The organism is Rickettsia endosymbiont of Ixodes pacificus (assembly GCF_000965155.1).
Taxonomy (GTDB): domain Bacteria; phylum Pseudomonadota; class Alphaproteobacteria; order Rickettsiales; family Rickettsiaceae; genus Rickettsia; species Rickettsia tamurae.
In genome coordinates this window covers 450,361-472,111 of record NZ_LAOP01000001.1, presented here as the reverse complement: position 1 = coordinate 472,111, position 21,751 = coordinate 450,361, and the positions used below count along the sequence as shown (strand labels likewise).

Genomic DNA, 21,751 nt, shown 5'->3' with positions numbered 1-21,751 from the left:
AGCAAGGAGTCTGTAAGCCGAGGAGCGTATACTTAATACGTGAGCACCACAGATCTTATAAGACGACGTAGCCAATTTTTGAAGTTCATCGAGTAGATGGTTTTTCAGGATCAATTTCCGGCTCAGGTACTTTAATCAAACTTTTTCGATAAGTTTCAACAAATCTATTATGATCATTAAGATTATTAGAAAAATTATGCCCGCCTTTACCGTCAACTACAAAAAATAATGCATCCGTCTTAGCAGGTTTTATCACTGCTTCTAAAGATCTTAACGACGGACAAGAAATCGGACCGGGTGGTAAACCTTTTATATAATAAGTATTATAGGGTAGTTCTTGCAATAAATCTTTTTTTGTTAAAGCTCTTGCTAATTTAAATTTTCCTTCAGTCAAAGCATATATAGTAGTCGGATCGGCTTGTAGCTTCATATTTTTCTTTAAACGATTAATGAATACTGCTGCTATAATAGGCTTTTCTGCATTTGAGCCGGCTTCTTTTTCAATTATTGAAGCTAGCGTTAATACCTCAAGTCTAGTTTTTAACGGAGAATCTGGTGCAAGATTTTGCATTACTTTATCTAAATTAGCAGACATTAAATTTCTCATTTGATCGATTATCTGCTCTTTTTGATCACCGTAAGAAAAAAAATACGTGGAAGGCATTAAAAAACCTTCAGGTATTATCCCTTTTATTTCTCCAAGTAATCGACTTTCTTCATTAATTTTCTTTATAACCTCACTAACTACCGTACCTTCCGGTACAATTATCTTGTGTATTATAGATTTACCGCTTGCTAATATTCTTAAAGTTTGCAGAGGCGATATATTACGAGTAAACACATATTCACCGCTTTTAAGAGGTCTTTTTATAGAATAAATTTTAGCAATTACCTTAAAAATTCTCGGATATTTGATTACTTCATTAGAATAAAGTTTTGTAACTATTTGATTTACGGATAATTTAGGTTCAATAATTATCGTTTTATTTTGAGTAAGATTACCCGGCACAAAAATATAAAATATACTAAAATTTAGCAAAGTAATAAATATAGTTAGAGATACTATAACTAAAAAAAGTTTAGTTTTTAATAGTTTTTTTAACATAATAACTATTATTTTTATAAGGCTTAGAAATATTGCCACGAAATATGGTTTTTTCTTGACATTTGAAATAACATATAGTTAAATTAACTTAAAGTTTGGTTGAAGTTAAATATTTGCTAAATTTAAATTAAATAGTTTTTGCTAAATAAATCAATAGTTTTAATATTTGGTAATTAAAATATTAAAATTAGATGACTAATGAGCAACAAATTAATAACGTAAACCAATTTACTATAACAATAGTATACTCCTGTAAAATGAAAAGTTGGAATTTTTATTACAAACAAAAAATACAAATCTTTATTCATAGTTTATATTACTAGCATTAATACTGATCTTATAATGGGCATTATATATTATGATACAAGATCACAATACCGATCTAAAACACGAAGAACATAATGAAAGGTTAAAAACTTTACAAAATAAGTTAGGAAACTTATCCGGTTTCTTGACAACAATGCGTTCTGATAACAATGAGGACTACAAAAAAATTTCCAATGATTTAGAAATTTTAATGAAACAAATTAATACTATAAGAAAAAACATGGAAATATATTTTGTTATTATATTAATATTAATGTTTATTATAATTCAGAAAATGTTGTGGATCACCGGTTCAAGTACTAATCTTTCTCTTTTAACAACTTTATTTTAGGTTCTAAGAACTCCTGTTTAATAATTTCTGCAGCTATATAAGAAGGTACAGCGTCATCTCGATCACTTGATACAAGCGAATTTTCCAAGCTAAGCCTGTGCTCACGTACTTTTGTACGCCTATCTAGCTTGCCTTTAAATTCATCGTGTCTAAAGCTTTCTGAATTTAGCTGTAATCGGTTTGATTTAAATCCTAATTGCTGCAAAATTTTTTGGCTTTCTATTACCTGCTCATAAGCTTTTTTAGAATTAAATAATAACTCTTGAAGCTTATTACTAATAAGACTAGCTCGGCAATTAAATTGGATAAATTCCGGAATTATTTCTTTATCGGCTATAATATTTATTAACGTAACATATTTTATTTTTATCAATAGCCTAATGATAAGAAAACTTAAAATATTAACCTTATATGCTACAATCATAGGGGTACCGGAAGCTGCTATCTCTAAAGTATTAGTACCGGATTTTGCTAGAGCTACATCCGCAACAGCATAAGTTTTAAGTCTCTCACTTGAAAATAAATAATTAAACTTAACATCTTCTAAAAATGGTTTTATTATTGCCTCATGAGCAGGATTTGCAAGAGTAAATATAACTTTAAGATTATTACAACTCTTAAATATTTCTTCAATAGAAGAAACAAAAACCGGTAAATGCTTTAGAATCTCTCCTTTTCTGCTTCCGAGAGTAACACATAAAACTCTCTCATTCTCGTCTATTTTAAACTCTTCACGTAAAGCTATTTTATCGCTATAAAACTCCTGCTCCATAATCGGATGACCTATATATCTACAATCAAGACCGACTTTAGTAAAATATGGAGGCTCAAACGGTAGTAAAGCAAATAAACAATCATAAATTTTAGCGTATTTTACTGCTCTACCCTCTTTATATGCCCAAACTGACGGCGCAACGATATGAATCATTTTCAGCTTTGGTAAAAGTTTTCTTACCCGCTTTGCCACACGATAAGTAAACCCTGGTGAATCTATGGTAATTAATAAATCAGCTTTACTATTTATTATATCCTCCACAGTTTTATCAATTAATTTTTTAAGCTTAAAAATATGAGACAAAATTTCTACAAAACCCATTAAATTTATGGAAGTAATAGGAAATAAGCTTTTAAAGCTACCAGCTTCCTCCATATATTTGCCGCCAACACCAACAAACTGTACAGCATCATTCACAAAGCTTGATACAGGCGAATTTTTTGAGTTAAGTCTATGCTCACGTACTATTTGTACTGCTTTCGCAGACTTACTCTTAAATTCATCCTGTCTGAAGCTTTGTGAATGATGCTGTACTCCTATATTGTTTTTTAAATGCTGAATTATACGACCACCTACAAAGTCTCCTGACACCTCACCGGCTATAAAGTAAATTTTTGTCATTAAAGATAGTTATTTTTTAAGGTTCTCAATTTCTGCTTTTAATCGCTCTATTTCTTTTATAGATACTTCAGTAATCTCATGTATTTCTTCTATCGAGTTTTTTTCATTAACATCTTTTTTGCTATTTTTATACTTTTTGTAACTTCGCCTTCTTGTATCCCTTCTTGTCTACCTTTTTTCCTCCCTTCTTCTATTCCTTTTGCCATACCTTGTTCTCTACCTTTTTCTTCAGCGGAAACTATATAATCACGCTCTTTAAAGCTTTTATTCATATAGGCACGATAAATAATTTGCTCTTTAGGAGTCATCTTAAGTATATCAAGACGCTTTGCTACTTTCTTCATATATGGTGATTTAAAATCTTTCTTAACTTCAGAATGTTTTACTACATATAGCCATTCATCCAATTCATCTCTTATAACATCATTAAATAATGGTACTGATATTACAAAATATTCTGGAAATACATTACATAAATCAAATATTTTACCTCTCATATCTCCCAAAGAAAATTTCATAGGGTGTTTTTATCAACTTCTCTAAAAATAGTCTTACCGTGATATAAAGGTGCTTTCATATTATCAAAAGGAAAATACAATAAATTAATATGAAATATTTTTTTATAGTAGAATAATCCTCGCTCTTAGAAATACTATCAACTATTAATCTACTAGAATTAAAACAAGCTTTATGCATAAAAAGATTTGTATAGGATTTATCTATTTCTACTATATATTTATGCCCTTCTTCATCTTCCACAATTACATCTGCTACGCTAGATTTTAAGCTATAATTTTCTTTATTGCTGCTACTCTCAAGTAATGCTTTTATTTTAACGGCACTATAACCGGCATCTTTAAGTATTGCCGAGATAAATCCTTCAACTATCTCGTAATCACCTTTATCCTTAAGCAAATATTTTATAGCATAATCAAAACTTATTATAGTACTCATATCTTTTATCCTTAAATCATCTTAAATATATTGCAAAAAATGAAGACAGTATACGAAGATCAACTTCAAAAAGAGCAAGGAGTCCACAAGGCGAGGAACGCAGCGTATACTTAATACGTGAGTATCGAAGCTCTTGTAGGACGACGTAGCCAATTTTTGAAGTTGATCTTCGTATACATATTATTAAATTCCATTTTACGATAGCTCAAAGCTTCAGTAATATGAATTTTCAAGACCTTATCAACATTCTCAAGATCGGCAATCGTGCGTGCTACTCTAAGTATTCGGTTATAAGCACGCATTGATAAACGAAATTTGCCGCTTCATTCAGTAAATCTCTACCTTCATCCGCAGGCATAGCGTAATCTATTAATAACTGCCCGTCTAATTTGTTATTTGTTTTAATATTATAGCCCTCATATCTCTTTTCTTGAATCAAACGCACTTTCTCGACTCTTGCAGCTATATATTCAGATTCTTCCTCAGAGTTATCTACAATCAAGTCATAATTATAAACATTAATACTAGATACTTCTATATGCAAATCAAATCTATCCATAATAGGTCCCGATACTTTCATTTGATAGTCGCTAGCACATTTTGGAGCTTTCATACATTCTTTATAAGAATCGCCTAAATAACCGCATTTACAAGGATTCATAGCTGCTATTAACTGGAAATTTGCCGGATATTTTATATGAGCGTTTGATCGGGAGATTAGTATTTCACCATTTTCAATAGGTTGTCTTAATGCATCAATAACATGCTGTGGAAATTCAGGTAGTTCATCTAAAAATAATACTCCGTTATGAACTAGCGTAATTTCTCCAGGCTTTACTTTTTTTCCGACACCGCCGCCGACCATAGCGGCAAGTGAGCATGAATGATGCGGAGTTCTGAACGGCCTTGCTTTGGTAAGTTTACCGTCTAAAAATTTTCCTGCAATACTTGTAATCGTGCTGCATTCTAAAATTTCTTTTGTAGACATTTTAGGTAGTATACTGGGAAGACAGGCAGCAAGCCTTGATTTACCGGTTCCGGGAGGACCAAACATTAAAAGGTTATGCCCACCTGATGCTGCAATTTCTAAAGCTCGTTTAGCAATTTTTTGACCTTTTATATCTTTAAAATCGGGATAATTTATCGGCTCATCTTGCAGCTTAGCTTCCGGAGGAGTTAAAACTTGTGAACCTTTAAGCGGTAAGTATCGAACAAGCAATCGCAAGATCAAAATGGCTTCCTTCTTTTACTAAATCTGCCGGAGCTAAATTTATTAAAATCTTTTTAGTAGGTAGTGCAAGCCCTATAGAAGATAACGCTGCTTTAACTCGTTCTTTTGATTCAGCTATAGTTTTATCGGCAAGCCCTACTATAATAAAAGCAGGGATACCCGGTGATATTTGTACCTGCACGTCAACATCAATAATATCAATTCCATTAAACGTTAGACTTGCTATATGAATTATCATGAAATTTTTCTTAAAACGCCATTTTGCTAGGTTGTAGATGTTATTGCATGGATACTAAAGTCGTCATTGCGAGCAGTCGTAGACTGCGTGGCAATCTCATGAAATAATAACAAACTCCTGAGATTGCTTCGTCAATTACTTACGTAATTTCCTCGCAATGACGAAAAATAACAATCTTAGCCCAATCATTAATTGAAAAAGCATACTATAGAACAAACTTAGCTAAGTCAAGATTAGTCATTATTTTTGATAATTGATTTTCTACGAATTTATCATCGATAGTTATTTTTTTGTCTTTCATTTCGCTAGCTTCAAAGCTTATATCCTCAAGCAAATTCTCAAGTATAGTATGCAGCCTTCTAGCCCCTATATCTTCGACTTCTAAATTAACGGTGATCGCATAATCCGCTATCTTTTCAATAGCAGAAGCAGCAAATTCAAGATGCACGTCTTCAGTACCTATTAACGCCGAATATTGCTTTATTAAACTAGTTTCAGGCTCAAGCAATATTTTAATCATATCATCTTTGGTAAGCGAATTTAATTCTACTCTCATCGGTAATCTTCCTTGTAACTCCGGTAATAAATCAGAAGGTTTAGCAATATGGAAAGCACCGGAAGCAATAAATAATATATGATCGGTTTTAACCGGTCCATATTTAGTATTAACCGTCGTTCCCTCTATCAAAGGTAGCAAATCTCTTTGCACTCCCTCTCTACTTATTTCGGCATTTTTTGCTCCGGAACTACCGGTCAAAGCTATTTTATCAATTTCGTCAATAAAAACTATCCCGTCATTTTCAGCTAAATTTATAGCTTGCTGAATAATTTTTTCTTGGTCTATTAATTTTTCTGATTCCTCAGGTATAATAATAGCCATAGCATCTTTAACTAGCATTTTTTTTGTTTTAGTCTTACTGCTACCAAGGGCTCGTCCAATCATATCGCCAAGATTAAGAATGCCCATAGATGCTCCCGGCATGCCCGGTATTTCAAAACTTCCACCGCCGACAGGTGTAGTATCAGCTACACTAATTTCAATTTCCGTATCATCAAGTTCGCCGTTTAAAATTTTTTCTTTGAACTTTTCTCTAGTCTCACTACTAGAAGTTTTACCTACTAAACTATCTAATATTCTCTCTATCGCTTTCTCACGGGCATTAATATCTACTTCTATTTTTGCTAAAGTTTTTTCAGTATTAACGGCTATTTCGACTAAATCACGAATTATTGATTCTACATCACGCCCTACATATCCGACTTCGGTAAATTTAGTTGCTTCTATTTTATAGAAAGGAGAATTAGTCAGCTTTGCAAGGCGTCTTGCTATTTCCGTTTTCCCGACACCGGTTGAACCAATCATTAAAATATTTTTCGGTACTATTTCATTACGTAAATTACCTTCTACTCTTTTACGACGACAACGATTTCTAAGTGCAATAGCAACGACTTTTTTGGCCTTTTCTTGACCTACGATAAACCTATTAAGTTCATTAACTATTTGAGAAGGGGTAAGCCCCATAGGGTCTTTTTTATAAGTAGTTTTAGTAGCTTTCATACAACTTTTTCCATTATAATATTATGATTAGAAAATACACACAAATCTGCAGCTATATTCATAGATTTTAAAGCAATTTCTTCAGCAGTTAAATTATTCTCGTAAGACATTAGAGCGCGAGCGGCAGATAGTGCAAATAAACCGCCTGAACCTATTGCTGCAACATTATTTTCAGGCTCTACGACATCACCGTTACCGGTTAAAATTAATATATGACTACGATCAGCAACAATCATCATTGCTTCCAAACGTCTCAAATATTTATCGCTACGCCAATCTTTTGCAAGCTCAACTGCACTTCTAAGTAGATTATGCTTATGTTGCTCTATCCTTACTTCAAGTTTTTCAAATAACGCAAGACCATCAGCCGTAGAACCCGCAAAACCGGCAATAATTTTATTATTTGCTATAGTCCGAAGTTTTCGTGCTGTAGATTTTAGTACGGTATTACCATGCGAGACTTGTCCATCTGCTGCTATAATTATTTCTTCGTTCTTTTTTAAACAAAGTATTGTTGTGCCGTGTAAGGCTAAATTATCTGACATAATATAAAATTTATTGATATTAAGTTGTTAATTAAGTACTATATAGTATTAGAATTACTCCTAAATAAATGAAGAGTTATTATACTTCGACACAACTTCAAAAAGAGCTAGGAGTTCAAAGTCCTCGGAACGGAGCGTATACTTAATATAGTTCGTACCGCAGCTCTTTTGTAGAACGATGTAGCCAATTTTTGAAGTATCAAAGGTATACTTGACTGATTCAATTTAATTAATAATTATTGTCCCTTGAATTTTCAAGGCTTAAACTTAAATAATGAATATATACGCAATATACATTAACTCCACACAAAAAAATAATAATTTTATTGTTATTGAAGAAGGCTTTTCATGGATAGCTGCTCTTTTAAGTATATTTTGGGCATTATACCATAAAATGTGGTTAGTTGTTGCTATTGCCGTAATAGCGAATATAATCGTTACGGAGATTAATATCGAAGAGTTAAAGTTTATATTTAAGATAGTCTTAATATTAGGCTTCGGCTTTTTTGCTTCAGATATTAGAGAAAATTATTTAAAAAGAAATAATTACCGACTAGAAGATATAATAATTGCCAATTCTAGAATTGAAGCTGAATTAAAATTTCTAAAACGTAATATACTCGTTTAATGAATAGAAAAATGTCCTTAATGTCATTCCTAGCTAAAAGCACATGAGTGTCAACTTAAGGATCGATGTCATCCCCGCATGGCATTGTTGCGTGGATCGATTTTTCCGTCATTGCGAGGAAAAATTGAAATTTTGACGAAGCAATCTCAGGAGTTTGTTATTATTTCATGAGATCGCCACGCAGTCTACGACTGCTCGCAATGACGATTAGGTGTCTACGCAGGAATGACATAAACGAGCCATGCAATAAAGCTTTTAACAGGAATAAAATGATGTATAACAAAGAAAATGTTTTTGCAAAAATCATAGGTAAAAATCTTCCGGCAGAAATAATTTATGAAGACGAACAAATTTTAGCATTCAAAGATATAGCACCCGTAGCACCTGTACATATTATCGTTATACCTAAAAACGAATATATAGATTATGCCGATTTTATCTCTAAAGCTTCTATAGACGAAATAAAACATTTTTTTGCTAAAATTTCTGATATAGCAAATGAAGCGGGTTTAGATAAAGACGGTTATCGTTTAATAACTAATAAAGGCGAGAAATCGGGACAAACTATTTTTCATTTCCATTTCCATATTATCGGCGGTGAAAAACTCATCGGATTAATAAATAAAAATGACTGAAAAATACAATATTGCAGTAATTGGAGCTACAGGAAATGTAGGGCGTGAAACTTTAAACATTCTAGCTGAGCGTAATTTCCCCATTAATAAAGTTTATGCTATAGCTTCAGATAGCTCTCTAGGGCGGGAAGTAAGCTTTGGAGAAAAAATACTACAAATTAATAGTTTAAAAAATTTAAATTTTGACGATATCGATATTGCTTTTTTTTGTGCAGGTTCAGAAGTTTCAAAAGAATTTATACCAAAAGCTACTGCTAGTAATTGTGTAGTTATCGACAAATCCTCACTTTTTAGAGTTGACGATCAAGTACCGTTAATTGTACCTGAGGTTAATTTATCAACACTTAAAGAGTTTAATACTAAAAATATCATAGCTAACCCTAACTGTATAGTAATTCCGCTTGCAGTAGCATTAAAACCGCTAGATAATGAAATAAAGATTAAAAGAGTAGTGATATCTACTTATCAATCAGTATCAGGAGCAGGTAAAGCAGGAATGGACGAACTCTACGACCAAACAAAATCTAAATATGTTTTTGGAGAGAATGATCCTAAGAAATTTCCAAAACAGATTGCATTTAATCTTTTTCCTCATATAGGTGATTTAAATAAAGATGGCTATACAAGTGAAGAAGTAAAAATTGCTTTTGAACTAAACAAAATTATAGGTAATCACTTTAAAGCTAGCGTTACTTCTGTTAGAGTACCGGTATTTATCGGTCATTCTATATCGGTTAACATAGAATTTAACGACAAAATTGATGCCAAAGAAGTCGAAGAAATATTACAAGATGCCGATGGAATTGTTACAATTTCTAATAATAATGACCTTGCTTATATCTCACCCGTTGAAGTGGTAGGCGAAGATGCCGTATATGTCTCCCGCATTAGAAATGACGTAAGTAAACCTAATACGATAAATCTATGGATCACATGTGATAACTTACGTAAAGGAGCAGCTTTAAACAGCGTCCAAATTGCTGAAGAACTAATTAATAATTATTTATAATATAACTAATATGGATAATAAAAATAATAATCTAAATAAAAAAAACCCGCTAGTAATAGCATTAGGCGAATGTAGAACAGCTTTTTGGATAGTCTTTTGGTTTGCTTTTGTAATTAACTTACTAATGTTAATTACTCCTCTTTACTCACTACAAGTTCTTGATAGAGTCCTTGGAAGCGGTAATCTACAAACATTATTATTTTTATCAATAATAATCGCATATATTTATTTTGTTTATGGATTATTACAAATTGCCCGTTCTTTTACACTTATAAAGGTAGGAGAATGGCTTGATAGAACAGTAGCTCCCGTAATTTTTGCTTCTTCAATTTCTGCAGCTGCAACACGAGCAAATATGGGTTCTAGCCAATTATTACGTGATTTTCAAGCCGTCAAAACATTCCTAACAAGTACCGGAATTAATACCTTATTCGATGCCCCTTGGAGCCTTATCTATATTGCGGTTATTTTTTCAATTCATCCATATATCGGTCTTATTACCGTTTTTGGTGCAATTATAATAGTTTCAACCGCTTTCTTTAACGCTGCAGCTACTAATAAAACGCTCGGTGAAGCTACCGAATTTTCGATAAAAGGTATGACACAAGCCGATATTGCAAACAGAAATGCAGAAGCAATTGAAGCAATGGGAATGATGAAGAATATTACAAAAAATTGGCATAAATTTAACATATTAGCACTTGATAAGCAATCGGTTGCTAGCTATCGTAACGGTGTTATTTCTAACTTTTCAAGGTTTATTCGTAATATAATGCAAATGGCTGTTACCGGAGTCGGTGCTTACATTGTTGTAAAATCTCATAGTGCAGATATGACTCCCGGTAATATGATTATGAGTTCTATCATAGTCGGTAGAGCTCTTGCTCCTTTCGATAATGCTATTGATTTATGGAAAAGTATGAGCGGTGCTATTAAATCATACAAAAACATTAATAATTTATTTAACACTTATTCTTCTAGAGACGAAGCGATGCCAATTCCGAACGTTGATGGTCATCTTACTGTTGAAAATATTTATTATGCTCACCCTATACCGAAACATTTACCGCAACCTCCCGTACCGGAATATATCTTAAAAGGTGTTAGTTTTGCAGTACAACCGGGCGAAGTTTTAGCAATTATCGGTCCTTCAGCTACAGGAAAATCAACTTTAGCTAAAATCATAGTCGGGGTATGGAAAGAATCATCAGGTTCCGTACGTTTAGATAGTGCTGAAATTTATCGTTGGAATAGAGAAGATTTCGGTAGACATGTCGGCTATCTTCCTCAAGGAATAGAACTTTTTAGCGGTAGTATTAAACAAAATATAGCTAGAATGGAAGAAGATGCCGATCCACAAAAAGTTATTGAAGCAGCTAAAATAGCCGGAGCTCATGAAATGATATTAAGATTCCCTGATGGTTATGATTCTGATATCGGTCCTGCAGGCTCTAATCTATCAGGTGGTCAAAGACAACGTATCGGGCTTGCTAGAGCTTTTTACGGTAATCCAAAACTCATCATTTTAGATGAGCCTAATGCTAATTTAGATGAAGCAGGTGAAGTTGCCCTTGCAAGTGCCTTAAAACAAGCAAAACTTAAAGGAATAGCAGTTCTTGTAATTTCACATAGACCATCCGTATTATCCGTTGTTGATAAAATTCTAATATTACAGGATGGAGCCGTTGCAGTTTACGGAACGGAAGAAGAGATTCAAAAACACTTTAAAACTTTAACTTTAAAAAGCGGTACAATTCATATTAATAACTAAAGTGTCATATCAAAATAAGTTTAATTGTCATACCGTGGCCCCGCCACAGTATCCAGAAACAACTTAAAATACTAATAATTTCCTGGATCCCGTGAATAAATCACGGGATGACAGAGGAGAATAATGATTAAATATTATGCAGGACTTAAAACACAATAAACCTCAAATTATTCCGGAACAATTAAAACAATTATTGTCCTTAAGAGAAGATGCGTTAAACCTTAAAGGTCAGAGTTCTAAACGTAAAGCTTTAATAAACACTACATTAAAGAAAATCTCTCATGCTATAGAATTCTTATTAGTAAAACTTGATAGGTTTGTTAATTTTATTACCAAGAAAACCGATAAAGATCGTAATAACGTAGCCCAAGCTGCAAGATCACCTATACTTTTCGGTATTTATGTTATTATCTTTTTAGTATTAATAGGCGGATTATGGTCGGCTCTTGCTCCGCTTGATAGCGGTGCTGTAGCTGTCGGTATCGTAATACCAAGCACAAATAAAAAAACGATTCAACATCATGAAGGCGGAATAATCAATGCTATTTATGTTAAGCAAGGTGATAAAGTCAAAGAAGGCGATAAATTAATAGAACTTGAAGAAACTAGAATAAAAAGCGAACATGAAAATATTCTTGGTCAGTACCGTAATTTTTTAGCAACTGAAAATCGTTTAATTGCCGAACGTGATAATTTAGAACAAATCGAATTCTCTGATTTTCTAATGCAGGATATAAATTTACCGGAAGTAGCTAAAATAATTCATACACAGGAAAATTTATTTAGATCTAGAAAAGAAGTATATAACTCAGAGAAAGATGCATTACATCAAAATATTGCTCAACTTGAGAAAAAAATTGAAGGTTTAGAAGCAAAAAAAGTTGCCGCCTCCAAGACTGCTGAAGTTTATCAAGACCGTTTAAAAGCTTTAAGAACGTTAAAAGAAAAAGGCTTTGTACAAAAAGCAGCCTTATTAGACCAAGAGGCAAAAGTTGCCGCTTCAAAAAGCGATGTTGCAACAACTGAAGCCGAAATAGCAGGAATACGCCATGCTATTACCGAAACTCAAATTAAAATTATAAATCAACAAAATAAATACACTGAACGGACTTTAACCGAGCTTCGTGAAGCTCAAGTACAAACAGCATCTCTTAAAGAAAAATATAATTCCCTGACGGATTCGCTTAATCGTGTGATAATCAGATCACCTGTTAACGGTATAGTTAATAATTTAAAATATCATACAATAGGCGGTGTTATAAGTCACGGACAACCTATTATGGAAATTTCGCCAATTAATGACCCATTAATAATAGAAGCAAAGGTATCTCAAAAAAACATTGACTCAGTACATGAGGGATTAGTTGCAAAAATACGTTTCAGTGCATTTAAATCAAGAACAACTCCAACATTTACCGGTAAAGTAGTAAGCATATCTCCCGATATAGTACAAGATGAAAGACAGCATCCGGGACAACAGCAAGATAATTATTATGTTGCAAGAGTTGAAATCGATATGGATGAATTTAACAAAGTTGCTAAAGTTAAAAATCTTGAATTACACCCCGGTATGCAAGCTGAGGTACAAATCGTAACAGGTACTAGAACACTACTTAGATATTTACTTGATCCCGTTACTGATACTGCATTTAAAGCTTTCAGAGAAAAATAGATAATTTGAAAATTTTAGGTTAGATAACTTTACGGAACCTAGATATTTTGTAACAATATTTATTAAAAATTATTAATTTTTATTGACTTTAAACCAAAAAAGTATAACTTATTTGTAATCTAATTATATATATAAGGTTATGTTAGGCTACGAAAAAGAACAAAGAAGTTTAAATAAAGAACAAAAACAAGCTGTCGGATTACTTTCTATAGGTACATTTCTAGAGTATTTTGACCTTATGCTTTATGTGCATATGGCGGTGCTTTTAAATAATTTATTTTTTCTGGAATATGATTCTTTCACTTTTTCGTTGCTTACTGCCTTTTCTTTCTGTTCTACCTATTTGCTAAGACCTATAGGAGCATTAATATTTGGGTATATAGGCGATCATTTTGGCCGTAAGATTGTAGTTGTTTTAACTACCCTATTAATGGCTATTACTTGTGTGATTATAGGCATCATGCCAACATATGCACAGATAGGTATAACAGCCTCTTGGGTTCTTACTATATGTCGTATAATTCAAGGTATGTCGGCAACTGCAGAAGCACGAGGTGCAGAGCTGTATTTAACCGAAAATTCATCTCCTCCTATACAATATCCATTAGTAGCAATTATAACCGTATTTTCTGCCATAGGCACGACGGTAGCACTAGGTATTGCATCAATTTTTACTAATCAAAATATTTATCACCATGAATCAAGTTGGCGTATAGCCTTTTTCGTTGGTGCAACTATCGCTTTTGTAGGTACTATTGCAAGGACTAGTTTAAAAGAAGCAGATGCATTTTCAAATAAAAGAAACAAATTAAAACTAAGACTTCAAGAAAATAATATTATGCTTGAAGAAATTGACAAAGATATTCTAGATCAAAAAGTTCCAAACGCCACTTCTATTTGGTATTTCTTTATCCAGTGTGCTAGACCACCGTGTTTTTATTTCGTGTATATATATTGCGGTGATATATTAAAAAGAGAATGCGGATTTACTCCGAATCAAATTATAAATCAAAATTTTTGGGTATCTATAATAGATTTACTCGGTATTATCGGTCTTGCATTTATTAGCTATAAAATTCATCCTTTAAAAATCCTAAAGGTAAAATTATATCTATTTTTTACCTCTCTCATTTTTTTTCCTATAATGTTAAATTATAACCCTATTCCTTTATATATTTTTATTTTTCAATGTTTAGCTGCATTATTCGTATTTGATCACGTACCGGCATCTCCTATATTTTATAAATATTTTCCGGTTTTTAAGAGATTTACATATACTAGTATGCTAAGTGCAATAGCAAAATTATTTACTTATATTATAACGTCATTTGGTTTAGTTTATATTACCAATTATCTAGGATATTGGGGATTATTTTTAATTTTCATTCCGGTAGGTATAACTTTCTTCATGGGAGTAACTTATTTTGATAGAATGGAAAAGGATCGAAATTTATAATTTTATTAAAAGTAGAATTTATATTAAACTTTAAATTATTTTTATAACATTCAGCATATATAACCTCTGAAACTAAAGGTATTTCAAGTATTTCACTTAACACTAAAAAGCTTCTTAATGTCTCTTTAATTATTTTATGAGCTTTTTCAGGCGATTTTGCTTCTAAAGTTTGTAAATTATGTATTCTATCAAAAAGTTTTATAAGAGCAGTATCGTATCTTTTTTGTTTAATTAATAAAACAAGACTTTTCTCGCTACTTATTTTTCCACAAGGTTTAATTCTAGTTAGACCTTCTACATGCCTTGCTACTTCTTCATCAAAAATGTTGCTAATCATTTCTTCAGTAAGTTCAGTATCTTCAATAGTGTCATGAAGTAATGCAGCTTGTAGCATTCTAAAAGTAAAGAGTTTAGGCACTTCTTTTGCTACAAATTCCGCTACCATAATTGTTACTGCGATTGGATGAGAATAATAAGGGTCACCCGATTGACGCATTTGCTCACCATGATATTTACGAGCATAATAAATACCTTTTTTAACTTCTCTAATATCGATAGGTTGTTTTACTTGGGTATTTAAAAATAAAAGCCTATCGATTAATTTATCTGAATATTTACAGCTTTCAAAATTTTTTTCCCAATATTCTATATCTTTCATAAAATCTCCTAATTCTATATATTATTTTATTGGTTCTCTTATGATTATCTTTTATATTTTCTTTTTAAAATCCAATTATTATTTATTAAAAATCTCTATATTTAATAATTTTTCTATTTTTAATGCTAAAAAATAACTATATATTAAAAATAGTTTTTTATAAAGATTTACATGTCATCCTTAACTATCACCTACATTTTTCTCATTACAACAATCTTAATATCTTTATTTTGTCGTGATAAAAGACCTGCATATTTAGGCATAGGCATTACAATTTTAGCCGCTTTATTCAAGGCGTAATAAATATTATAGGAGTTGGGGCTTTATCTATTTTTGCTGCTATTACCTATGCCTATTCTAATTTACAGTTAAATAAAGTACTAAAAACCTTATTATTTATATTAATCTCCCTTTGTTTTACTTTATTTGCTTTTCATAAAGTTCCGGGATTTTTTAATATACTTGCTATTAATAAAGTACAGTTAGTTATCAGAATTATCCATACCGTTTTCTATGTATCTAAATTTTGATAAGGTAATGCCGGCTTTAATAATTTTCTCTATCAGTGATTTATATATTAGACATCTTTCTAAACCAGCTTATAGAGAGGAATTTAAAGAAGACACGGAACGCAGCACCGCAGCGTATATAGACACGTGAGGATGCGAGTACCGGTTCGACGTCTAAATTACCTCTAGAAACGAAGTTGGGAAAGATGTCTTTAGAAAAACAAGAGAGTAGCGGCACTGTAAAATACACATTACTATCTTTATTACTGTGTATAATAATTATTATGGTTCTATCTTTAATAAGCGGTTACGTAAAATACCAAGCATATTACCGATATGGGCAATTAATAATTTCTTTCTTGTTTGTATGGCTGAGGAAGTATTCTTTCAAGGGTTTTTACAAAACATTACAAAATCTTTTACTGAAACAGCAAATTTTAGCTGTTATTATAGCATCTTTAATATTTGGGGTCAACACAATTTTCAAGGCGGGCTAATATATATAGCTTTAAGCACTATATGCGGTTTTTTCTATGGTTATGCATATTATAAACAGGCTATGCTCTATGATAGTCCATTTTGGTCTAAATCTATACCATTTATTGTTATTTACTTATCCTGCTCTTAAAACTTTGTGAAATAAATCTAATTTTAATAGACAAAGTTATAGAGTTTTTTTATTTATAAATAGTAAACATAATAACTAAGTTTTATGAACAAAGACATCCCTACGGATTTATTACCTTCAGAATATGAGCTAACAAGCTCTAGTAGTGCTGCTTTGACTCTACTTTTAATGGGAGCAACTTTATTATTCTTGATAGGTTATTGCTGCTATTGTTGTTTTGATAATGAGCGAAAAGATATGGGGTTTGAATTAATCGGTGATCACCACGAACATGATGAATAATATTTTTAAATTATTGCATGGTTCTTAATGTCATTCCTGCGAAAGGCTTGCCTACGTGGCTCGAAAATAGTCATTGCGAGGAAATTGCATAGCAATTGACGAAGCAATCTCAGGAGTTTGTTATTATTTCATGAGATTGCCACGCAGTCTACGACTGCTCGCAATGACGGGGTGGTATCCACACAGGCAATGCCCAACCTACAATTTACTCGGATCAAAGCTAAAATTAATCTCTTTCCAATGGTTAAAACGAGCAGGATCAATGTTTTCGATAGGGCTTGCCTGCCATACTGCTCTAATTGCATTATCCGCTAAAGCTTCACAAACGCTAGCCGGAATATTAGGACAGATTTTTTCTTTAACCTTTGCCTGTTCAACATTACCTGCTTTATCTAGTGTAATGCTAATAATAACTTTTACCTTATTATTACCTCTAACCCCTGCCGGTACATTACTCCAATGTCTTTCAATTTGTCTTTTTATTAAAGATGTTTCACTATCGGAAAGAAGCAGCCCATCCGTATAAACCCCTTTAGCTTCTTTTGCATTATCAGCTTTTTTTGACCTTTGATGCTTATTGGATTTTACATTATTCCCTTCCGAAGATTGTTCTAAATTCTTCAGCAAAGAATCAAGCTCATCGGTTTTAGGCTCTTTTTTCTTCACCTCTTTAGGTTTCTCAGCCGGTTTCTTTCCCTCTTTCTTTTCTTCGGGCTTCTTCTCTTCTGCTTGTTTTTTTTCCTCTTCTTTAGGTTTTCTTCCTTTACTTCTTCTTTTTTCTCAGGCAACGCTTCTTTCGCTTCTTCAGGCTTTGGTTCTTCTATAGGTTTTTTCTCTTCTATTTTAGGCTTTTCTTCTATTGTTTTAGCCTCAGGCTCTTTTGCTTTTTCTTCTTTAGGCAAATCTTGCGGTTCTTCTTCTTTTGGCTTACTCTGCTCAGATTTTTTAGCGTCTTCGTTTTCTATGGGGGCTTCTTTTTGCTTTGTCTGAGTGATAATATTTGATTTATCGCTAACATGTAACATTTCAAAAGTTATAGTTTGCTCTTCCGGTAATTTTTCAAAAAGTGACGGCATACTGAATAGAAAAAAATATAAAAGAAGTAAGTGCAGAACAACAGAGAAGGTAAGGAAAACCGTAAAATTATCCTTATTTTGATTACTTTTCATTATTTTTAATATTTGAAATAAGAGCTACACGAGAAAAGCCAGCAGCATGAATTTCGGCAACTATCTTTACTACCTGCCCATAAGAAACATTTCTATCGCCTCTTACAAAAATTCTAGCATCCTTTTTTTCTTTAGTGATATTTGCAAGCTTGTCGGTTAAATGCGTTCTTTCTATTGGAGTTTCAAGTAAGAAAATTTCGCCTTTATTATTGATAGTAACAACCAAAGGCTCATCCTGCCCTGAAATCGGGCTTGAATTTGTCTCAGGCAAATCCACATTTACCCCTGAAACAAGCATTGGAGAAGTAATCATAAAAATAATTAATAGCACAAGCATCACGTCAACAAGCGGCGTAACGTTAATTTCGCTAACTACCGCTCTTTTACTTTTTCTATTACTTCCGGCAAGCTTTATAGCCATTACATTTTCTCCTGATCAATTGCCTTAGAAAGTATAGAATTTAACTCACTAATAAAATCTTCAATCTTATTATTGATAAGAGTAATACGGGAAATCAGATAATTATAAAAAATTACTGCCGGAATAGCTGCAAATAAGCCTATCGCAGTTGCAAGTAACGCCTCGGCAATTCCGGGAGCTACTACGGCAAGAGAAGTATTTTTTGAATTAGCAATCGATTGGAAGCTGTGCATAATCCCCCAAACGGTACCGAATAAACCCACGAAAGGAGCACTTGACCCGACGGTTGCCAAGAAGCTTAAATTCTTCTCAAGCTTTTCGACTTCTCTATTTTGAGCTAGATACATTGAATTTGTGATACGCTCTTTATGGTTATTTTTTAATGCATCAGAAAGCCCTTTAGTACTTAAACTCTTACACTCATCCATAGCGGATACGAATATTAAAGCTAGCGGATTATTAACCGACCTCTTTATGCTTTCATATAATTGCTCCAATACTCCACCGGACCAAAACACATTTTCAAAGTTCTTCATTCTTCGCTGTACTTGTGCTAGCTTAAATATTTTGTCCCAAATAATAGCCCACGACCAAATCGAGGCAATAAGAAGCATCAACATAACCGACTTACCGATAATGTCGGATGAACTTATTAAAGAAAAAATCGATAAATGATCTTGCGTAACAATTTCTAAGCTATCGCTAATATTAGTATCTGCACTCATTGAAATGTATATTATTTAATTATTCTAAAATTAAATAATATATTCATATTTTACTTTTGTCATTAGGTTATGTGAAAAATTTTTAGTGATCAATTCAGTGTCATACCGTGGCTTGACCACGGTATCTAGGAAAACAATTTAAAATACTAATAACTATTAGTATTTTAAGCTGGACCCCGTGATCAAGTCACGGGGTGACAAATACTTTTTATACTATTAATTTAATATCTCTTGACTTATCTCAATTTTTGCCGCCCTTAAATTTAACCTACGGTTGCATATGAAATTAATTGAATATTTTAAAAAACTTGAATCTATAGCTTTTGGCCCATGGCTTAATAAATACAAACAATTATTTACCTTAAAATTGACATGTTTGATGTAATGATTTCAAGCAAAGAATTAAAGAACATTTTAATAAAGAGTTAGTTATATTATCTAATGACGTTATTGAAAGAGAGATAGGAGCAGATACAAAGCAATCAGAAGTTGCGGTTATTTTTTCTTCGAACCATAGAGAAAATTTATATTCTATATTTACTTGGTTAACAAACTTTCAGTTAGAACAATATTCTAGATTTATATTAAATCTTCCAAAAGATTATAAGGATTATAAAGATTATTTTTTACAAGAAGAACAACAAAGCAGATATTCAAAAATCAAAACTTTTAATAATGTTCAAGATAAGAAATGGTTAGCAAGGAAATATTTCAATTTATCAAAGCACGAACCATCAAATAATTACCCATTATTTCAAGAAAATACTTTAAAATTGCAAAAATATTTAGAATATCCTTATGAATATAATACTGCAATTTATAAATCTGAATTTCTAGGTTCTGTAGATAGCTATTATAATTATTCTTGTGATAATATATAAAAATTATATATTAAGAAAACAATTAATTTATTAAGGAAATTAATATGCCAAAACAAGAAGATCTAAGACCTTATGTAAAAAAAATTGGTAATTATACTTATTATATTAACCCTAAAGGTGGAACGATAGTAACAGAACCTAATGGTGATGCTTATCGTTATGATATAATACATGGTCGAGGTGTTATTATCCCCTTAGAAAAACCCTTTATACCTAATTTGAATTTTTACGTTGATGAAACTAAGGTTATAGGAGACTCAAAATATGATACCGGATATTTTCATAAATATTTTGCTGGATTTGGATTTGAATAATACAAAAAAATATTGTACAAAATAGAAATTGGATTTATAATTTGTACAATATTAAATAAATTATATTATGTTTGATCGTGATATAACCGATTATATAAAATATTCAGCAAAATATTATCCGGTAGTTACTGTTACAGGGCCTCGTCAATCCGGCAAGACTACTCTAGTAAAAATGATTTTTTCAGATAAACCTTATGTCTCGCTTGAAGATGTAGATATAAGAGAATTTGCTAAAAAAGATCCTAGAGGTTTTTTATCTACTTATAGCCAAGGAGCAATTATTGATGAAGTACAATATTGTCCTGACTTATTTTCATATATACAAACGAAAGTAGATAATGACCAAATCGCCGGACAATTTATTTTAACAGGCTCACAGAATTTTTTATTACTTAAAAGTATCTCACAATCCTTAGCAGGTAGAGCAGCTATAGTATATTTACTGCCTCTTAGTCATAACGAAATCAATAGTAAATTACCTGTTACGGGAGAACCTCTAAATTTTATATTTAAAGGTTTTTACCCTAAACTTTACACTCAAGACTTATTGCCTACAATATGGTATAGAAACTATATACGTACCTACATCGAAAGAGATGTTAGGCAACTTAAAAACATTACCGACATTTCAACATTTCAAACTTTTTTGAAAATCTGTGCTACTCGTATAGGACAATTAGTAAATTTCTCATCTATAGCTACTGAGCTATAACACGGTAAAGTCATGGCTTTCTCTATTACAAACAAGCTTTATAATCTATTTAGTTAAACCACATCATAAAAACTATAATAAACGTTTAGTTAAGCAAGAAAAATTATATTTTTATGATACCGGTCTTGCATGCACTTTACTTGGACTCGAATCAATTGAACAGTTAGAAAAATATTATGCTAAAGGAAGTTTATTTGAGAATATGATAGTAGTTGAAATACTTAAAAATCGTCTTAATAAAGGGCAAGAAGAAGGTATATATTTTTGGCGGGATAGCCATGGACATGAGCTTGATATATTAATTGAAAGTAATACGCTAACTCCAATTGAAATTAAAGCAAGTAAAACTATAATTCAAGAATTTTTCAAAGGAATTAATTATTGGAACAATTTAGCAGGTCAAGCAAACGGTTATATTATATATGCAGGCACTACTGAGCAAATAAGAGGAAACATAGAAGTTTTACCTTGGAATAAAATTAATAAAATCATTACATCTGTATCACCCAAAACTCCAACTTAAATATAAAGACCTTTTTATTTCTAACTAAACATTCACTATCATTTTAAATTAAAAACTCTATATGGCTAAATCG

At 31.9% G+C, this 21,751-nt stretch carries 20 protein-coding genes and 5 pseudogenes; 14 read left to right on the top strand and 11 right to left on the bottom strand.

The annotated features are described in order from the left end of the window. Nucleotides 1-85: 85 nt before the first annotated feature. Entirely contained in the window at nt 86-1,105 is a 1,020-nt protein-coding gene (gene mltG, locus REIP_RS02575; protein ID WP_045803755.1) for an endolytic transglycosylase MltG, read from the bottom strand. 358 nt (nt 1,106-1,463) lie between these two features. Here mltG and REIP_RS02570 point away from each other — a divergent pair, with 358 nt between their 5' ends. Next, nucleotides 1,464-1,763, top strand: a complete 300-nt coding sequence (locus REIP_RS02570; RefSeq protein WP_045803754.1) for a hypothetical protein — start codon at nt 1,464-1,466, stop codon at nt 1,761-1,763. Here REIP_RS02570 and lpxB read toward each other — a convergent pair. The 3 genes and pseudogenes from lpxB to REIP_RS09130 form a co-directional block, all read right to left on the bottom strand. Further along, nucleotides 1,732-3,159: a lipid-A-disaccharide synthase gene (gene lpxB / locus REIP_RS02565; RefSeq protein WP_045803753.1), complete on the bottom strand. Its 1,428-nt coding sequence runs from the start codon at nt 3,157-3,159 to the stop codon at nt 1,732-1,734. The two genes, REIP_RS02570 and lpxB, sit on opposite strands and share 32 nt — an antisense overlap. 9 nt (nt 3,160-3,168) lie before the next feature. Beyond that, nucleotides 3,169-3,757: pseudogene (locus REIP_RS11550) on the bottom strand (hypothetical protein). Then, nucleotides 3,733-4,113 (bottom strand): PD-(D/E)XK nuclease family transposase, encoded by a 381-nt coding sequence (locus tag REIP_RS09130; protein ID WP_082068212.1) that lies wholly within the window; start codon nt 4,111-4,113, stop codon nt 3,733-3,735. Before REIP_RS09130 ends, REIP_RS11550 begins: the two are co-directional and overlap by 25 nt. 49 nt (nt 4,114-4,162) lie before the next feature. On the opposite strand from REIP_RS09130, the pseudogene REIP_RS13340 reads away from it, so the two are divergent. Next, a pseudogene (locus REIP_RS13340) lies at nt 4,163-4,234 on the top strand (ATP-binding protein); the annotation flags it as partial. On the opposite strand, the pseudogene REIP_RS12235 reads toward REIP_RS13340, so the two are convergent. The 3 genes and pseudogenes from REIP_RS12235 to hslV form a co-directional block, all read right to left on the bottom strand. After that, a pseudogene (locus REIP_RS12235) lies at nt 4,224-5,582 on the bottom strand (YifB family Mg chelatase-like AAA ATPase). The pseudogenes REIP_RS13340 and REIP_RS12235 overlap by 11 nt on opposite strands. A 205-nt stretch (nt 5,583-5,787) precedes the next feature. Then, the gene (hslU, locus tag REIP_RS02545; RefSeq protein ID WP_045803752.1) at nt 5,788-7,140 is read right to left on the bottom strand and encodes an ATP-dependent protease ATPase subunit HslU; all 1,353 of its coding nucleotides are present in this window, start codon (nt 7,138-7,140) and stop codon (nt 5,788-5,790) included. After that, on the bottom strand, nt 7,137-7,685 hold the full coding sequence (gene hslV / locus REIP_RS02540; RefSeq protein WP_008580094.1) for an ATP-dependent protease subunit HslV: 549 nt from the start codon (nt 7,683-7,685) through the stop codon (nt 7,137-7,139). The genes hslU and hslV overlap by 4 nt, the downstream gene beginning before the upstream one ends. A gap of 274 nt (nt 7,686-7,959) precedes the next feature. Between hslV and REIP_RS02535 the strand changes: the two genes are divergently transcribed. The 6 genes from REIP_RS02535 to REIP_RS02510 all read left to right on the top strand — a co-directional run bounded on the left by REIP_RS02535 (nt 7,960) and on the right by REIP_RS02510 (nt 14,856). Then, complete coding sequence (locus REIP_RS02535; protein ID WP_023507769.1) at nt 7,960-8,313, top strand: DUF2628 domain-containing protein; 354 nt, start codon at nt 7,960-7,962, stop codon at nt 8,311-8,313. Between the two features lie 272 nt (nt 8,314-8,585). Beyond that, entirely contained in the window at nt 8,586-8,948 is a 363-nt protein-coding gene (locus REIP_RS02530) for an HIT domain-containing protein (protein ID WP_032139552.1), read from the top strand. Next, entirely contained in the window at nt 8,941-9,957 is a 1,017-nt protein-coding gene (gene asd / locus REIP_RS02525) for an aspartate-semialdehyde dehydrogenase (RefSeq protein ID WP_045803751.1), read from the top strand. The genes REIP_RS02530 and asd overlap by 8 nt, the downstream gene beginning before the upstream one ends. A 10-nt stretch (nt 9,958-9,967) precedes the next feature. Then, nucleotides 9,968-11,728 carry a type I secretion system permease/ATPase gene (locus REIP_RS02520; protein WP_045803750.1) on the top strand — a complete coding sequence of 587 codons (1,761 nt, stop codon included), beginning with the start codon at nt 9,968-9,970 and terminating at the stop codon, nt 11,726-11,728. Between the two features lie 136 nt (nt 11,729-11,864). Beyond that, the gene (locus REIP_RS02515; protein ID WP_045803749.1) at nt 11,865-13,400 is read left to right on the top strand and encodes an HlyD family type I secretion periplasmic adaptor subunit; all 1,536 of its coding nucleotides are present in this window, start codon (nt 11,865-11,867) and stop codon (nt 13,398-13,400) included. A 139-nt stretch (nt 13,401-13,539) separates the two neighbouring features. Next, nucleotides 13,540-14,856 (top strand): MFS transporter, encoded by a 1,317-nt coding sequence (locus tag REIP_RS02510; RefSeq protein ID WP_045803748.1) that lies wholly within the window; start codon nt 13,540-13,542, stop codon nt 14,854-14,856. Here REIP_RS02510 and REIP_RS02505 read toward each other — a convergent pair. Beyond that, nucleotides 14,807-15,514 (bottom strand): HD domain-containing protein, encoded by a 708-nt coding sequence (locus REIP_RS02505; protein ID WP_045803747.1) that lies wholly within the window; start codon nt 15,512-15,514, stop codon nt 14,807-14,809. The two genes, REIP_RS02510 and REIP_RS02505, sit on opposite strands and share 50 nt — an antisense overlap. A 561-nt stretch (nt 15,515-16,075) precedes the next feature. Here REIP_RS02505 and REIP_RS11540 point away from each other — a divergent pair. The 3 genes and pseudogenes from REIP_RS11540 to REIP_RS02495 all read left to right on the top strand — a co-directional run. Then, nucleotides 16,076-16,239 (top strand): annotated as a pseudogene (locus REIP_RS11540) (palindromic element RPE1 domain-containing protein); the annotation flags it as partial. A 52-nt stretch (nt 16,240-16,291) separates the two neighbouring features. After that, entirely contained in the window at nt 16,292-16,651 is a 360-nt protein-coding gene (locus REIP_RS02500) for a type II CAAX prenyl endopeptidase Rce1 family protein (protein ID WP_045803746.1), read from the top strand. Nucleotides 16,652-16,735: 84 nt separating this feature from the next. Beyond that, nucleotides 16,736-16,933: a hypothetical protein gene (locus tag REIP_RS02495; protein ID WP_045803745.1), complete on the top strand. Its 198-nt coding sequence runs from the start codon at nt 16,736-16,738 to the stop codon at nt 16,931-16,933. Nucleotides 16,934-17,131: 198 nt separating this feature from the next. On the opposite strand, the pseudogene REIP_RS02490 reads toward REIP_RS02495, so the two are convergent. The 3 genes and pseudogenes from REIP_RS02490 to tolQ form a co-directional block, all read right to left on the bottom strand. Next, nucleotides 17,132-18,102 (bottom strand): annotated as a pseudogene (locus REIP_RS02490) (energy transducer TonB). Further along, on the bottom strand, nt 18,092-18,523 hold the full coding sequence (tolR, locus tag REIP_RS02485) for a protein TolR (RefSeq protein ID WP_023508051.1): 432 nt from the start codon (nt 18,521-18,523) through the stop codon (nt 18,092-18,094). The pseudogene REIP_RS02490 and the gene tolR overlap by 11 nt, the downstream one beginning before the upstream one ends. Next, nucleotides 18,523-19,248: a protein TolQ gene (gene tolQ / locus REIP_RS02480; RefSeq protein ID WP_023508050.1), complete on the bottom strand. Its 726-nt coding sequence runs from the start codon at nt 19,246-19,248 to the stop codon at nt 18,523-18,525. The genes tolR and tolQ overlap by 1 nt, the downstream gene beginning before the upstream one ends. A 925-nt stretch (nt 19,249-20,173) precedes the next feature. On the opposite strand from tolQ, the gene REIP_RS02475 reads away from it, so the two are divergent. From REIP_RS02475 to REIP_RS12225, 3 genes are all read left to right on the top strand, one after another. After that, nucleotides 20,174-20,443, top strand: coding sequence for a hypothetical protein (locus REIP_RS02475; protein WP_045803744.1), 270 nt, complete (start codon nt 20,174-20,176; stop codon nt 20,441-20,443). A 67-nt stretch (nt 20,444-20,510) separates the two neighbouring features. Further along, entirely contained in the window at nt 20,511-21,155 is a 645-nt protein-coding gene (locus REIP_RS12230; protein ID WP_231569182.1) for an ATP-binding protein, read from the top strand. Then, on the top strand, nt 21,145-21,678 hold the full coding sequence (locus REIP_RS12225) for a DUF4143 domain-containing protein (RefSeq protein ID WP_331385741.1): 534 nt from the start codon (nt 21,145-21,147) through the stop codon (nt 21,676-21,678). Before REIP_RS12230 ends, REIP_RS12225 begins: the two co-directional genes overlap by 11 nt. The last annotated feature ends 73 nt before the right edge of the window (nt 21,679-21,751 follow it).

What these genes read in the sequence shown, in the direction of transcription:
- mltG (WP_045803755.1), bottom strand. Translation starts at nt 1,105, where the DNA reads ATGTTAAAAAAACTATTAAAAACTAAACTTTTTTTAGTTATAGTATCT.
- REIP_RS02570 (WP_045803754.1), top strand. Translation starts at nt 1,464, where the DNA reads ATGATACAAGATCACAATACCGATCTAAAACACGAAGAACATAATGAA.
- lpxB (WP_045803753.1), bottom strand. Translation starts at nt 3,159, where the DNA reads ATGACAAAAATTTACTTTATAGCCGGTGAGGTGTCAGGAGACTTTGTA.
- REIP_RS09130 (WP_082068212.1), bottom strand. Translation starts at nt 4,113, where the DNA reads ATGAGTACTATAATAAGTTTTGATTATGCTATAAAATATTTGCTTAAG.
- hslU (WP_045803752.1), bottom strand. Translation starts at nt 7,140, where the DNA reads ATGAAAGCTACTAAAACTACTTATAAAAAAGACCCTATGGGGCTTACC.
- hslV (WP_008580094.1), bottom strand. Translation starts at nt 7,685, where the DNA reads ATGTCAGATAATTTAGCCTTACACGGCACAACAATACTTTGTTTAAAA.
- REIP_RS02535 (WP_023507769.1), top strand. Translation starts at nt 7,960, where the DNA reads ATGAATATATACGCAATATACATTAACTCCACACAAAAAAATAATAAT.
- REIP_RS02530 (WP_032139552.1), top strand. Translation starts at nt 8,586, where the DNA reads ATGTATAACAAAGAAAATGTTTTTGCAAAAATCATAGGTAAAAATCTT.
- asd (WP_045803751.1), top strand. Translation starts at nt 8,941, where the DNA reads ATGACTGAAAAATACAATATTGCAGTAATTGGAGCTACAGGAAATGTA.
- REIP_RS02520 (WP_045803750.1), top strand. Translation starts at nt 9,968, where the DNA reads ATGGATAATAAAAATAATAATCTAAATAAAAAAAACCCGCTAGTAATA.
- REIP_RS02515 (WP_045803749.1), top strand. Translation starts at nt 11,865, where the DNA reads ATGCAGGACTTAAAACACAATAAACCTCAAATTATTCCGGAACAATTA.
- REIP_RS02510 (WP_045803748.1), top strand. Translation starts at nt 13,540, where the DNA reads ATGTTAGGCTACGAAAAAGAACAAAGAAGTTTAAATAAAGAACAAAAA.
- REIP_RS02505 (WP_045803747.1), bottom strand. Translation starts at nt 15,514, where the DNA reads ATGAAAGATATAGAATATTGGGAAAAAAATTTTGAAAGCTGTAAATAT.
- REIP_RS02495 (WP_045803745.1), top strand. Translation starts at nt 16,736, where the DNA reads ATGAACAAAGACATCCCTACGGATTTATTACCTTCAGAATATGAGCTA.
- tolR (WP_023508051.1), bottom strand. Translation starts at nt 18,523, where the DNA reads ATGGCTATAAAGCTTGCCGGAAGTAATAGAAAAAGTAAAAGAGCGGTA.
- tolQ (WP_023508050.1), bottom strand. Translation starts at nt 19,248, where the DNA reads ATGAGTGCAGATACTAATATTAGCGATAGCTTAGAAATTGTTACGCAA.
- REIP_RS02475 (WP_045803744.1), top strand. Translation starts at nt 20,174, where the DNA reads ATGCCAAAACAAGAAGATCTAAGACCTTATGTAAAAAAAATTGGTAAT.
- REIP_RS12230 (WP_231569182.1), top strand. Translation starts at nt 20,511, where the DNA reads ATGTTTGATCGTGATATAACCGATTATATAAAATATTCAGCAAAATAT.